This is a genomic window from Streptococcus sp. CF7_Ac1-12 (genome assembly GCF_024295905.1).
GTDB classification, from domain to species: Bacteria; Bacillota; Bacilli; order Lactobacillales; family Streptococcaceae; genus Streptococcus; species Streptococcus mitis_AP.
This window is the reverse complement of the sequence record NZ_JANCPG010000005.1, coordinates 89,050-103,315: the sequence shown is the minus strand read 5'-3', so window position 1 is coordinate 103,315 and position 14,266 is coordinate 89,050. Positions and strand designations below refer to the sequence as shown.

Below are 14,266 nucleotides of genomic sequence, written 5' to 3'. Positions count from 1 at the left end.
GGATACCCCATGACAGATTTATCATCTTGGACAGCCTATTTTCAGGATTTTGGACAATTTTTCAATGGTTTCCTCTTCACCCTTGCCCTAGCGATTGGATCCTTTATCCTCGCCATGGTCTTGGGAATCTTCTTCGGAGCTATGTCGACCAGTAAACGTCCAATTTTGCGCATTTTAGCTCGTATCTTTGTAGAATTTTATCAAAATACTCCCCTCTTGGTGCAGTTTGTCATCGTTTTTTATGGTCTGCCTCTTATTAGTGACCATATCATCATGATTCCGATTTATTGGACAGCTGTACTCTGTGTAGGACTCTATCACGGTGCCTATATCGCTGAGGTAATTCGTTCAGGAATTCAGTCTATTCCTAGCGGTCAGATGGAGGCCGCCTTGTCACAAGGTTTTACCTATATCAGTGCCATGCGCTTGATTATCTTGCCTCAGGCCTTCCGTATCATCCTCCCTCCTTTGACCAATCAAATTGTCAACCTCATCAAGAACACTTCTACAGTCGCTATCATTTCTGGTGTAGACTTGATGTTTGTGACCAAGTCTTGGTCAGCTCTCAACGGAAACTACATTCCAGCCTTTCTAGGCGCTGCCCTTCTCTACTTTTCTCTATGCTTCCCTGTTGCCCAGTTTGGTCGCAAGATGGAACAAGCCAACAAAAAAGCCTATTCACTTTAGGAGGTTACTATGGAATCCATTTTAGAAGTTTTGACCCCAGATAACCTAGTCTTTATCTTTAAAGGATTTGGCTTGACCCTCTACATTTCTCTGATTGCTATCGTCCTCTCTACCCTTATCGGAACGGTGCTAGCCGTCATGAGAAATGGCAAAAACCCTGCCTTGCGAATCATCTCCAGCATTTACATCGAGTTTGTGCGTAACGTTCCCAACCTCCTCTGGATTTTCACCATCTTTTTGGTTTTCAAGATGAAATCTACTCCAGCAGGAATCACTGCCTTTACCCTCTTTACCTCAGCAGCATTGGCTGAGATTATCCGAGGCGGTCTCAACGCCGTAGACAAGGGACAGTACGAAGCAGGAATGTCACAAGGCCTCACTTCAGCCCAAATCCTCTACTACATCATTCTCCCACAAGCCATTCGTAAAATGCTACCAGCCATCATTTCTCAGTTTGTAACCGTGATTAAGGATACCAGTCTTCTCTACTCTGTTATCGCCCTACAAGAGCTCTTTGGAGCCAGCCAAATTCTCATGGGACGTTATTTCGAGCCAGAGCAAGTCTTCAGTCTTTATATCCTGATTGCCCTCATCTACTTCAGCTTTAACCTAGCAATTTCTAGCCTGTCTCATATGCTAGCCAAACGTTGGCAACAAGCTGCAGAATAATACTCTTCGAAAATCTCTTCAAACCACGTCAGCTTCACCTTGCCGTACTCAAGTACAGCCTGCGTCTAGCTTCCTAGTTTGCTCTTTGATTTTCATTAAGTATAAACAGCCACTCTCCAGTTAAATTGGAGAGTTTTTTTGATGAGAGTAGATATTTATAGACCTCAATTTGACACTATACTTTTTCTATGATAAAATGTAACAAATTTGTTTACAACAAATCAAATCTAAATGAAATGGAATTTTCTATGAAATCAATCAAAGGAATACTCTTTATCATAGCTAGTTTTGTCTTGACTATTTTGACTTGGATGGGCACTTCTCCCCAATTCATGATTCCAGGACTAGCTTTAACAAGCCTATCTCTGACCTTTATCCTAGCCACTCGTCTCCCACTACTAGAAAGCTGGTTTCACGGTTTGGAGAAGGTCTATACTGTCCACAAATTTACAGCCTTTCTCTCAATCATTCTGCTAATCTTTCATAACTTTAGTATGGGCGGTTTGTGGGGCTCTCGATTAGCTGCTCAGTTTGGCAATCTTGCAATCTATATCTTTATCAGCATCATCCTTGTCGCCTATTTAGGCAAATACATCCAATACGAAGCTTGGCGATGGATTCACCGTCTAGTTTACCTAGCTTATATTTTCGGACTCTTTCACGTCTACATGATGATGGGCAATCGCCTCCTCACATTTAATCTTCTAAGTTTTGTTGTTGGTAGCTATGCCCTTTTAGGCTTACTAGCTGGGTTTTACATCATCTTCCTTTACCAGATAATCACCTTCCCATACCTTGGAAAAATCACCAATCTCAAACGCTTGAATCACGATACTAGAGAAATTCAAATCCATCTTAGCAAACCTTTCAACTATCAATCAGGCCAATTTTCCTTCCTAAAGATTTTCCAAGAAGGTTTCGAAAGCGCTCCGCATCCCTTTTCTATCTCAGGCGGTCACGGCCAAACTCTTTACTTTACTGTCAAAAATTCAGGCGACCATACCAAGAATATCTATGACAATCTTCAAGTCGGCAGCAAAGTAAGCGTAGACAGAGCTTACGGACACATGATTATAGAAGAAGGACGAAAAAATCAGGTTTGGATTGCTGGAGGTATTGGAATCACCCCCTTCATCTCTTACATCCGTGAACATCCTATTTTAGATAAACAGGTTCACTTCTACTATAGCTTCCGTGGAGAGGAAAATGCAGTCTATCTGGATTTACTCCGTGACTATGCTCAGAAAAACCCTAATTTCGAACTACATCTAGTAGACAGTAGGAAAGACGGCTATCTTCATTTTGAACAAAAAGAAATGCCTGAACAGGCAACCATCTATATGTGTGGTCCCCTTTCTATGATGAAATCACTTGCTAAACAGATTAAGAAACAGAATCCCAAAGCAGAGCTTATTTACGAAGGATTCAAGTTCAAATAATCAATCATACTCTCCTGGAAATTCCCAGGAGTTTTTTCTGTCCAAACACTCAAAAAACACTGCCAGATTTCTAGCAGTGTTTTGAGTTTCATTTATTTTAGTAGACTGTTTTTTCAGTTTCTACATCGAAGAAGTGTGCTTTGTTCAAGTCAAATCCAAGTTCAACTGTTGCACCTGTTTGCAAGTAGTCACGAGCATCAACTTTGGCAACAAATTCATCTTTACCAACTTGGCAGTAAAGGTGAGATTCTGAACCAAGCAATTCTGATACAGAGATAGTAGCTTTGACAACTGATTCTGGGAATGTTTCAAGGAAAGCAGGTTCTGCATTCACATCTTCTGGACGGATACCGAAGATCAATTCTTTACCTTCGTAGCCTTTTTCACGAAGAACTTTCAATGCTCCTTCTGGAACTTTCAAACGGAAACCGTCTGAAATAATTTCGCTACCAACCAATTTCACATTGATGAAGTTCATAGCTGGGCTTCCGATGAATCCTGCTACGAATTTGTTAACTGGGTTTTTGTAAACTTCTTGAGGAGTGCCGATTTGTTCTACACGTCCGATAGTACCTGTACCAGCAGGGTTCTTAGTTGCTGACATGATAACGATACGGTCTGCAAGTGTCATCGCTTCTGTTTGGTCGTGAGTTACGTAGATAGTTGTAGCTCCGATACGACGGTGGATTTTAGCGATTTCAGCACGCATTGATACACGAAGTTTGGCATCCAAGTTTGACAAAGGTTCGTCCATCAAGAATACTTTTGCATCACGGACAATCGCACGACCCATGGCAACACGTTGACGTTGACCACCTGAAAGGTCAGCTGGTTTACGATCCAAGAATTCTTTCAAACCAAGGATTGCTGCTGCTTCTTGCACACGTTTGTCGATGTCTTCTTTGCTGTATTTACGCAATTTCAAACCGAAAGCCATGTTGTCATAAACAGTCATGTGTGGGTAAAGAGCGTAGTTTTGGAATACCATGGCGATGTCACGGTCTTTTGGAGCTACGTCGTTGACAACCACGCCATCGATAGATGCAGTACCTTCTGTGATGTCTTCAAGACCAGCAATCATACGAAGAGTTGTTGATTTACCACATCCTGAAGGACCTACAAAAACTATAAACTCTTTGTCTTTGATGTCCAAGTTGAAGTCTTCAACTGAGTAGTGTTCGCTGTTTGGATATTTTTTGTAAATGTTTTTAAGATTCAATTCTACCATGAGGTGAACTCCTTTTGTCTTTTGATAGTTTTATTATAGATGAAAACGCTTTACATTTCTATGGCAAGGTGACCAAAAAAACAAAAAAGTTCTGTGCAACTTGCACAAAACTTTATAAAATATCTGGTAAAATCAACTGATAACACAAGGTCAGGTCAGTCAATTCCTTCAACTGAAGCCCTGTCAATTCTTCCCATTTGTCAATCTTGTATTGGAGAGAATTGCGGTGCAGGTAGAGTTGCTGGGCTGTTTTAGTGAGAACAGCACTATTTTCCCAAAGCGAGAGAATGATTTCCTGAATCTGGTCTTGATCCAAAATCATCTGATGGAGACATTCCTTGATTACTCTCAAATCCACAAGCCTTTCTCCCATACTCCAAAGATAGAGCTGAGAAAAAGTATGAACACCTTGGTGGCCCTGACGCCACCAAGTCTTGAACAAATCGCGCTCTGCTTTGATTAAGTCTGATAGGGCTTGATGGACCGTCTGAGACCAAACCTGTCCTAACATAATAGAGAGACGCAGTCCAAAGTCATACTCAACCGCTTCAATCGTATCACTTAAAATAGCTCGGACAGAGGTGTACTTATCTTGTTGAAGCACGAAAACATAATCCTGAGCTCCGACCTGAAGCACCGTCTGACAGTTGGGAAAAAGAGTCCGCATCATATCTAGCCAAGAAGCTAGATTTTCCTGCTGAAAATAGGAAAGATGACAATAAACCAACTGAATCTTTTTAAAAGTTTTCGGCGCCTGTCCCTTCCCCTCAATCAGATAGGGATACCAAGGATTGAGCGAAATAGTTTGCTCCTGTTTGGTTAAGAGAGCCACCAGTTGTTTTTCACGTTCGCTAAGACTAGCTTCCTCCAGCAAAATCCACTGCTGAGAAGCTAAAGGGAGCGTAAGAAATCCCTCTTTCTCTACTGGTTGGTCTGAAATCTGAGCTTCAGGAAACCAGTCTTGTAGTTCTTTTGCCATCATGTCCTAGCCCTCCACTTTTTGGATGCACCACGAAATCAAGCTCTCAAGACGTTCCAGATTTTCAGTCATATGAAGATAGCCCATGACTGCTTCAAAACCTGTGGACATACGGTAAGTCACCACATCAGCATTTTTAGCCTTGGTGTGACTATTGGTATTGCGACCACGTTTGTAGATTTCTTCTTCTTTTTCCGTTAAGACTCGCTCCTCCAACATAAGGGAAATCAGTCGTGCCTGAGCCTTGGCTGAGACATACTTGGTCGCTTCTTGATGGAGTTTATTGGGTTTGGTCATGCCTTTAAGAATGAGGTGACGACGAATATACATAGAATACACCGCATCCCCCTCAAAAGCTAGCGCAATCCCATTAATGAGATTGATATCAATCACGTGTCCACCTCACTCCATCCTTGGTGTCAAGAAGCTTAATCCCTTGAGCAGCCAGTTGATCACGGATTTGGTCAGCTGTCGCAAAGTCTCGATTGGTACGCGCTTCTTGGCGTTTTTGAATCAAGGCTTCAATCTCTACATCCAATACTTCCTCAACAAAGACAATCCCAAAGACTTCCAACATATCCGCAAGAGCTTCCTTAACACTTGCATCATAGTTGCCGGAATTGATCCATTTGGCCATTTCAAAGACTACTGTGATACCGTTGGCAGCGTTGAAATCCTCATCCATAGCTGCTATAAACTTGTCTTTAAAAGCCTGTAACTCTTGATCATCTACAGTCCCAGAAAATGGTTGTTCGTAAGTGTTCTTTAGATACTTGAGATTAGTCTCTGCATCACGCACTGCCTTTTCCGTAAAGTTGATAGGCTTACGGTAGTGTTGAGTCGCAAAGAAGAAACGAAGCACTTGCCCATCGAGGGTTTTGAGGGCATCATGGACAGTGATAAAGTTCCCCAAAGATTTGGACATCTTGACATTGTCGATATTGACAAAGCCATTGTGCATCCAGTAGTTGGCAAAAGTCTTGCCTGTTTTAGCTTCAGACTGAGCAATTTCATTGGTGTGGTGAGGAAACTCAAGGTCCGCTCCACCACCGTGGATATCAATAGTATCGCCCAAAATTTCTGTCGACATGACCGAACACTCAATATGCCAGCCCGGACGACCAGGTCCCCAAGGACTGTCCCAAGAAATCTCGCCTGATTTGGCAGATTTCCAGAGGGCAAAGTCTACAGGATTTTCCTTACGAGCTGTTTCTTCATCGGTACGACCTGAAGCACCCAGCTCCAAATCTTCCAAGGTTTTATTAGCCAATTTGGCATAGTTGTGAGATTTTTCCACACGGAAATAGACATCTCCTTGACTCTCGTAGGCAAAGCCTTTTTCAATCAAATCTTCCACAAAGCGGATGATGTCAGCCATAAACTCCACCACACGCGGATGGCGGGTCGCAGGTTTGACGCCCAAGGCTGTCACATCCTCACGAAAGGCAGCGATGTACTTGTCCGCAACCTCCTGAGGCGTGATGCCTTCTTCCTTGGCACGGTTGATAATCTTATCATCCACATCCGTGAAATTAGAAATATAGGCAACTTCGTACCCACGATACTCAAAGTAACGTCGAATCGTATCAAAAGCTACCGTCGAACGGGCATTCCCTACGTGGATATAGTTATACACGGTTGGCCCACAAACATACATCTTGACCTTGCCGTCCTCAATCGGGACAAATTCTCGCAAATCACGAGACATAGTGTCATAGATTTTAATCATAAATCATAGTTAGGAAAGCTAAAATCCAAGAACAATTAGTTTCATCACTAAGAGTTCAATTGAATTTCAGTCCGAATCTCTCTACACTTCGGAATCCCTTGCTCCTTTCTCATTCAGATAAACCACCTGGGTCTGTTTGACAAAGCCAATTTTTTCATACAAGCGCTTGGCACCTACATTGCTGTCCTCTACTGCAATCTGAAATTCCTTGTCATTTTGCTCAATTAGTTGGTTGACAAGGGATTTTGCTAAGTAGCTTCCATAGCCTTTCCCACGTTCAGGTTCAGATATTGCTAACCCGTAGAAGTAATTCGTATTAGTCGATAAATCTACCGTGCAAGTTCCAATAACCTGACCGTCTTTTAACAAAATATATAAGCGACTTTCTGGATCCTTCAGAGCTTCAGCGACATATCTATCCACAATCTCTCTAGATTCATGTTCCTCTGAGAATGCCTGAAATTTTAATTGACTGATTTGCTCCTGATATGAACTATCTGCTAACAAAACTTCAAGATTGGAAAGCTTTTCTAACGGATAAGGTCTTCTATCCTTACCTAACCAGGTTTCTGTATCCTCGTCCTCGACCAATCCCCAGTTGCTGACAAAATCAGGATAACGGTCTAGAAAAAGACGTTCTGTCTGAAAAGTAACTGAACGAATAGGGAAAGAAGCCGTTTCTTTCTCAAAACTAGTAAACAATGCACGTGCAATTCCCTGACGGCGATGATTTGGATGAACCAGTATCGTCACTTCCACATCTTGGTCATCTGCATAGACAGTTAATAAACCAACAAGTTCGCCTTTTTCATAATAAAGGAAAAAGGCGGGCATGTTTGGGTCAAAATTAAGCATGTTAGAGAGATAAGGATCACGATAAGTACCATCATAGGCTTGGCAACAGTTAATTAGTTTTTTCGCGTCAGATAACTCCTTTTGGCTTAACTTGTTTCTTGCTTGAATCATATAGGTAACCTTTACAACCCAGACGATCTGTGACTGGCTTCTTTAGCCTGCTCGAGTTTATTGACGTAGTACTCTCGTTTTTCTTCGACTTCGTGAATGACCGGCTCATCCTTCTTACCATGAACACGGACAATCTTAGCAGGAATACCGACAACCGTCACATCACTAGGTACGTCTGCTACAACAACTGCTGCAGCACCGACCTTGGCATTTTCGCCGATTTCCACTGGTCCGATAACTTGGGCATGAGCCGATATGAGAGCTCCCTTTCGAACGGTCGGATGGCGTTTGCCAACATCCTTACCAGTCCCACCAAGAGTCACCCCGTGATAAAGGAGAACACCTTTTTCAACGATCGCTGTTTCCCCAATCACCAGACCAGAACCGTGGTCGATAAAGACACCTGAATCAATCTGGGCACCTGGATGAATCTCAATCTGAGTCCAAAAGCGCCAAAACTGACTGTGCATACGAGCCAGGAGTTTGAAGCCATGCTTCCAGAGAAAATGCGAGAGACGGTGGGCCGCCAAGGCCTTGACACCTGGATAAGTCAGCAAAACCTCCAAAGTGGTGCGGGCCGCTGGATCATTTTCTTTTACGATATCAATGGTTTCGCGCCACCATCCCATACATTTCTCCTTTTCTTATTCTGAATCTTTTGGTGTTTCTGTAAATTCTTTCTTAGGTTTGTGATCCTTGTGATGACGTGGGCGGTGAGGTCTCTCAGACTTTTCGCCTTTTTCATCACGTTCAGGTTTTGGAGGACGAGGAAGAAGGGCTTTCATAGAAGCATCCACACGTCCTTTTTCATCAATCTTGATAACCTTAACATCAACTTCATCCCCGATTGCTACCAAGTCTTCGACATTATTGGTACGCGTCCAAGCCATCTCAGAGATGTGAACAAGGGCATCTGTCTTGTCAAAGAGGTTAACAAAGGCACCAAATTTCTCAATACGAACAACCTTAGCATGGTAGACTTCGTCCACCTTGGCTTCACGAACCAGACCAGCAATAATTTCTTTGGCACGGTTAATGGCATCTTGGTCGCTAGAGTAGATAGACACATTTCCTTCTTCGTCGATATCAATCTTAACGCCTGTTTCAGCGATAATCTTGTCGATGGTTTCTCCACCTTTACCGATGACAATCTTAATCTTGTCCACATCAATCTTGATGGTATCAATCTTCGGAGCAGTTGGAGCCAATTCTGGACGAACTTCTGGAATGGTTGCTTCAATCACATCAAGGATTTCAAAACGAGCTTTCTTGGCTTGGGCAAGGGCTTCCGTCAAGATTTCTGCAGTAATCCCTTGAATCTTGATATCCATTTGAAGGGCTGTAATACCGTCACGAGTACCTGCAACCTTGAAGTCCATATCTCCAAAGTGATCTTCCAAACCTTGGATATCTGTCAGTACTGTGTAGTTGTTACCATCTGAGATAAGACCCATGGCAATCCCTGCTACTGGCGCCTTGATTGGCACACCACCAGCCATAAGGGCAAGCGTTCCAGCACAGATAGAAGCCTGAGATGAAGAACCGTTTGATTCCAAGACTTCTGCTACCAAGCGAATTGCGTATGGGAATTCTTCCAAACTTGGCAAGACTTGAGCAAGAGCACGTTCACCAAGAGCACCGTGACCAATTTCACGACGACCTGGCGCACCATAACGACCTGTTTCTCCTACAGAATATTGAGGGAAGTTATAGTGGTGCATAAAGCGTTTCTTGTACTCTGGATCCAAACCATCGATGATTTGAGTTTCTCCCATTGGAGCCAAGGTCAAGACTGAAAGAGCCTGAGTTTGCCCACGAGTAAAGAGACCTGATCCATGCACACGAGGAAGGAAGTCAACAACCGCATCCAAAGGACGGATTTCATCAACCTTACGACCATCAGGACGTACCTTGTCTTCTGTGATCAAACGGCGCACTTCTGCGTGTTCCATTTGTTCCAAGATTTCAGCCACATCACGCATGATACGGTCAAATTCTTCGTGGTCCGCATATTTTTCTTCGTAAACAGCAGTTACTTGGTCTTTGACTGCTTGAGTTGCTGCTTCACGAGCCAATTTTTCTTCTACTTGAACTGCTTTTTGGAGGTCACTGTTGTAGGCTGCGATGATTTCAGCCTGTAATTCAGCATCCACATGAAGCAATTCTACTTCTGCTTTTTCTTTACCAACAGCTGCAACGATTTCCTCTTGGAAAGCAATCAATTCTTTAACAGCTTCATGTCCTTTAAGAAGGGCTTCCAACATGATTTCTTCTGACAATTCTTTAGCACCAGACTCTACCATGTTGATGGCGTGCTTGGTACCTGCTACTGTCAATTCAAGAAGCGAACGCTCTGCTTGTTCTTGTGTCGGGTTAATGATGATTTCACCATCGACATAGCCCACTTGTACCCCAGCGATTGGTCCGTCAAATGGAATATCTGAAATAGAAAGCGCCAAGGATGAACCAAGCATAGCTGCCATTGGTGCAGAAGCATTTTCATCATAAGAAAGCACGGTGTTAATCACTTGTACTTCATTACGGAAACCTTCCGCAAACATTGGACGGATTGGACGGTCAATCAAACGCGCAGTCAAAGTTGCATCCGTTGAAGGACGCCCTTCACGTTTCATAAAGCCACCAGGAAACTTCCCAGCTGCATACATTTTTTCTTCGTAGTTGACTTGGAGTGGGAAAAAATCCCCAGTTGCCATCTTCTTAGACATCACGGCCGCAGTCAAGACCGTTGACTCACCGTAACGAACGACAACAGAGCCATTTGCTTGCTTAGCAACCTGACCAGTCTCTACAACCAACTCACGACCCGCAAAAGTCGTTTGAAACACTTGTTTTGTCATTTTAATCCCCTTTGGATTGATGAAATTATACGCCTTGCCTACAAAAATCAAGATACTAAGGGCGTCAAAAGCAAAGTAAAAATAGGAAACTGACGAAGTCTTCGATGAAGACAAGACAGTTTATCTTTTTTACACAGCTTTTCGGCCGGGTTCAATTGCTCAAGATAGCATTCAATTGACGCAGTTGCGATGCACATCAGGAAATCTATCTTTTTCACTAGGGATTTAGCCCGTGTTCAACTATCTAGATACAAATCATTAGAAAGGTTTGATACTAAAGTATCTAAACCTTTCACGCTAATCGCTATCGGGCGATTAGCTAAATGCTTTACTAACTCCCTCGTCAAATAATATCGATTTGACTCGCTCGTGTCGCTAAATCTTGCAGTTTGAATGCATTGTATTATTTAATACCCTCATCTTTGTATCAAGTACGTACAGAGTCTATTTTATCATATTTTTCTTAAAAAGTGCGGTCTTTACCATTAAAAAGGAACCATTCCCCTCACCTGAGAAGAATGGTTTGCTTTTTATTATCCTAGAGACTGATGATTAAACAAGGCATGGGTTGCTTGGTGGATGTATTTTGCTGTTTCTGCATTGTTCATGGTGTAGAGATGCACTCCAGCAACATCTTGAGTTACCAAGTCCACGATTTGGTCCACTGCATAGGCAAGTCCTGCTGCTCTGAGCGACTCAGGGTCATGCTCATACTTGTCTAAGATAGCTTTAAATTTACGTGGAAGATGGATATTCTCACAAGTCTTCAAGAGGCGAAGAGCTTGATTTCGATTCAGAATTGGCATAATCCCTGCATGAATAGGAACATCAATCCCAGCCAAGATGCACTTGTCTTGGAAATCATAGAAGCGCTCATTGTCAAAGAAAAGCTGAGTTACAAGGCTCGAACAGCCTGCATCTACTTTCTTCTTAAGATTTTGGATATCTGAAATCTGATTTGGTGAATCTGGATGCCCTTCTGGATAGCATGCTCCGATAATATCAAAGTGAGGAGCTTGTTCCTTGATGAACTCAATCAAGTCAGTTGCATAACGGAAATCCTTTTGAGGTTCCACATCAGGAATAATATCCCCACGAAGAGCCAAGATTTTCTGCACCCCAACCTTGTCCAAGTCAGCAATAGTTTCAGCCACCTTGTCCTTAGTCAAATAGATGGCTGGCAAGTGAGCAATAGTCGGAATCGCCAAGTCATTTTGGATAAAGTCAGCCAAACGAACCGTCGTTTCCTTGATATTAAATTTATTATTGCTGGCAGTTACACTGATAAAGTGAGGAGCCAACTCCTGCATGTCCTGCAAGGATGAAATAATTTTATCATTACCCACTGCTGGGTTTGGAGGGAACACTTCAAATGAGAGTGACGGTGTTTGGCGTGACATAGTCCTTATCCTTTTCTTTTTGATTTCATTTTGAACAACCGTTGTAGGAAGAAATCTAATCTTACAATTTCTCACGCGCAACTTTAGCTGCTTCAACAAGGCGGATCAAACTTTCTTTTGTTTCTGGAATACCACGTGTTTTCAAACCACAGTCAGGGTTGATCCAAACTTTCTTGCTTGGTACTTTAGCAAGGATGGCTTCGATTGTGTTGTCGATTTCGCCTTCATTTGGCACACGAGGTGAGTGGATATCGTAAACCCCAGGTCCCACTTCAGTTTGGAAGTTTTTCGCTTTGAGTTCGTCCAAGATTTCAAGGTTTGAACGGCTAGCTTCAAAGGAAATAACGTCCGCATCCATGTTGTCGATAGCTGGGATGATATCTGTAAATTCTGAGTAACACATGTGAGTGTGGATTTGTGTATCTGGCGCTACTGTTGAGTGTACCAAGCGGAAGGCAGGAATTGCCCAGTCAAGGTAGTCTTCGTACCAGTCGCTACGACGAAGTGGCAATTTTTCACGAAGAGCAGCCTCGTCGATTTGGATGATTTTTACACCAGCAGCTTCAAGGTCAAGCACTTCATCCTTGATAGCAAGGGCGATTTGAAGAGTAGAATCCTTGATAGAGATATCTTCACGTGGGAATGACCAGTTAAGAATTGTAACAGGTCCAGTCAACATACCTTTAACAGGTTTGTTTGTACGACTTTGTGCATAGCTAGACCATTTAACAGTGATTGGGTTAAGACGAGTGACATCACCCCAGATGATTGGTGGTTTCACCCCACGCATACCGTAAGATTGTACCCAACCATTTTTAGAGAAGAGGTAACCAGACAAGTTTTGACCGAAGTACTCAACCATGTCATTACGCTCGAACTCACCGTGAACAAGGACATCAAAGTCGATATCTTCTTGCCATTTGATCCATTCGTCGATAGTTTCAGCAAGGAAAGCGTCGTACTCTTCTTGAGACAATTCACCCTTACGGTAAGCCAAACGCTTCGCACGAACTTCTTTTGTTTGAGGGAATGAACCAATCGTTGTTGTTGGAAGAGCTGGAAGTTTGAAAGCTTCTTCTTGGATAGCTTCACGTTCTGCAAAGGCTGGCAAACGAGTGTAGTCTGCGTCTGTCAAGCCAGCGATACGCGCACGAAGTTCCGCATTTTCACCAACACGCTCAGTCGCAAAGAGTTCTTTGTTAGCTGCAAGTGCTTCTTCACCTTGACCATTGCGGATAGCATCCAAATCACGAATCTCATCCAATTTTTCAACTGCAAAGGCAAAGTGGTTCAAGATAGCGGGTTCAAATTCTTCATTAGCAGTTGTAAATGGCACATGAAGAAGTGAGCATGAGCTTGTCAAGACAATGTTTTCAGCTGGGATTTGTTCAAGAACAGCCAAGCTCTTTTCGTAGTTGTTACGCCAGATGTTTTTACCATTGACAATACCTGCGTAGAGAGTCTTGTCAGCTGGGAAACCACCTTTAACGAGTTCAAGAGTTTTCTTACCTTCAACGAAGTCAAGACCGATAGCATCTACTGGCAAGTTTACAAGGTCAGCGTAAACGTCACGAACGTCACCGAAGTAAGTTTGAAGCAATACTTCAAGACCTTTTTTGTCAGCCAAAAGTTTATTGTAAAGGTTCAAGAAGAGAGCTTTTTCTTCAGCTGTCAAATCTTTTACAAGAGCCGCTTCATCCAATTGGATACGAGTTGCACCAAGTTCAGCCAATTTTGCAAAAACTTCTTGGTAAGCAGCCACTAAGCTGTCTACGAAGTCTTCTGCTTTCACGCCTTCTTCAAAGTCTGACAATTGAAGGAAAGTGAATGGACCTACAAGAACTGGGCGAGTGTTCAATCCAAGTTCTTTTGCTTCTTGGAACTCATCGAAAATTTTGTGACCTGCAAGTTTGACTTGAGTGTCTTTTTCAAATTTAGGAACGATGTAGTGATAGTTGGTGTTGAACCATTTCTTCATTGGAAGGGCGCGAACGTCTCCTTTTTCTCCTTGGTAACCACGACCCAAAGCGAAGTAGCGCTCAAGGTCAGACAAGTCCAAGTTTTGAACTGAAGCAGGCACCACGTTGAAAAGGAAAGCTGCATCTAGGAAGTTGTCATAGTGAGAAAAGTCATTTGATGGAATTTCAGTGATTCCTTTTTCTTTGACAATGTTCCAGTGTTTCGCACGCAAGTCTTTTGCTGCTGCCAAGAGTTCTTCTTCTGAGATTTCTTTTCTAAAGTATTTTTCAGTTGTAAATTTTAATTCGCGGAATTCGCCCAAACGAGGGAAACCGATGATTGTAGTTGACAT

At 42.8% G+C, this 14,266-nt stretch carries 12 protein-coding genes; 3 read left to right on the top strand and 9 right to left on the bottom strand.

Translation table 11 applies throughout. From position 1 onward, the window contains the following. The first annotated feature begins 9 nt into the window (after window positions 1–9). From NMM17_RS04010 to NMM17_RS04000, 3 genes are all read left to right on the top strand, one after another. Entirely contained in the window at window positions 10–687 is a 678-nt protein-coding gene (locus tag NMM17_RS04010) for an amino acid ABC transporter permease (protein WP_000131137.1), read from the top strand. A gap of 9 nt (window positions 688–696) precedes the next feature. Continuing rightward, window positions 697–1,356 (top strand): amino acid ABC transporter permease, encoded by a 660-nt coding sequence (locus NMM17_RS04005; RefSeq protein WP_254753878.1) that lies wholly within the window; start codon window positions 697–699, stop codon window positions 1,354–1,356. A 248-nt stretch (window positions 1,357–1,604) separates the two neighbouring features. Further along, entirely contained in the window at window positions 1,605–2,795 is a 1,191-nt protein-coding gene (locus tag NMM17_RS04000; protein WP_254753877.1) for an oxidoreductase, read from the top strand. A 97-nt stretch (window positions 2,796–2,892) separates the two neighbouring features. On the opposite strand, the gene NMM17_RS03995 is transcribed toward NMM17_RS04000, so the two are convergent. The 9 genes from NMM17_RS03995 to metE all read right to left on the bottom strand — a co-directional run bounded on the left by NMM17_RS03995 (window position 2,893) and on the right by metE (window position 14,266). Continuing rightward, entirely contained in the window at window positions 2,893–4,023 is a 1,131-nt protein-coding gene (locus NMM17_RS03995; protein WP_033686510.1) for an ABC transporter ATP-binding protein, read from the bottom strand. 112 nt (window positions 4,024–4,135) lie between these two features. Then, the gene (locus NMM17_RS03990) at window positions 4,136–5,005 is read right to left on the bottom strand and encodes a helix-turn-helix domain-containing protein (RefSeq protein WP_000968020.1); all 870 of its coding nucleotides are present in this window, start codon (window positions 5,003–5,005) and stop codon (window positions 4,136–4,138) included. Between the two features lie 3 nt (window positions 5,006–5,008). After that, window positions 5,009–5,395 (bottom strand): Mini-ribonuclease 3, encoded by a 387-nt coding sequence (locus NMM17_RS03985; protein ID WP_254753876.1) that lies wholly within the window; start codon window positions 5,393–5,395, stop codon window positions 5,009–5,011. Then, the gene (cysS, locus tag NMM17_RS03980; RefSeq protein ID WP_254753875.1) at window positions 5,388–6,731 is read right to left on the bottom strand and encodes a cysteine--tRNA ligase; all 1,344 of its coding nucleotides are present in this window, start codon (window positions 6,729–6,731) and stop codon (window positions 5,388–5,390) included. The genes NMM17_RS03985 and cysS overlap by 8 nt, the downstream gene beginning before the upstream one ends. An 81-nt stretch (window positions 6,732–6,812) precedes the next feature. Further along, window positions 6,813–7,697, bottom strand: a complete 885-nt coding sequence (locus NMM17_RS03975; RefSeq protein WP_254753874.1) for a GNAT family N-acetyltransferase — start codon at window positions 7,695–7,697, stop codon at window positions 6,813–6,815. Window positions 7,698–7,708: 11 nt separating this feature from the next. Beyond that, a complete protein-coding gene (cysE, locus tag NMM17_RS03970) occupies window positions 7,709–8,326 on the bottom strand; it encodes a serine O-acetyltransferase (RefSeq protein ID WP_000539979.1) in 618 nt (205 codons plus the stop codon). Between the two features lie 15 nt (window positions 8,327–8,341). Beyond that, the gene (gene pnp / locus NMM17_RS03965; protein ID WP_000166437.1) at window positions 8,342–10,555 is read right to left on the bottom strand and encodes a polyribonucleotide nucleotidyltransferase; all 2,214 of its coding nucleotides are present in this window, start codon (window positions 10,553–10,555) and stop codon (window positions 8,342–8,344) included. A 533-nt stretch (window positions 10,556–11,088) separates the two neighbouring features. Continuing rightward, a complete protein-coding gene (metF, locus tag NMM17_RS03960; protein WP_000089963.1) occupies window positions 11,089–11,955 on the bottom strand; it encodes a methylenetetrahydrofolate reductase [NAD(P)H] in 867 nt (288 codons plus the stop codon). A gap of 61 nt (window positions 11,956–12,016) precedes the next feature. Then, window positions 12,017–14,266, bottom strand: coding sequence for a 5-methyltetrahydropteroyltriglutamate--homocysteine S-methyltransferase (gene metE, locus NMM17_RS03955; RefSeq protein WP_000108229.1), 2,250 nt, complete (start codon window positions 14,264–14,266; stop codon window positions 12,017–12,019).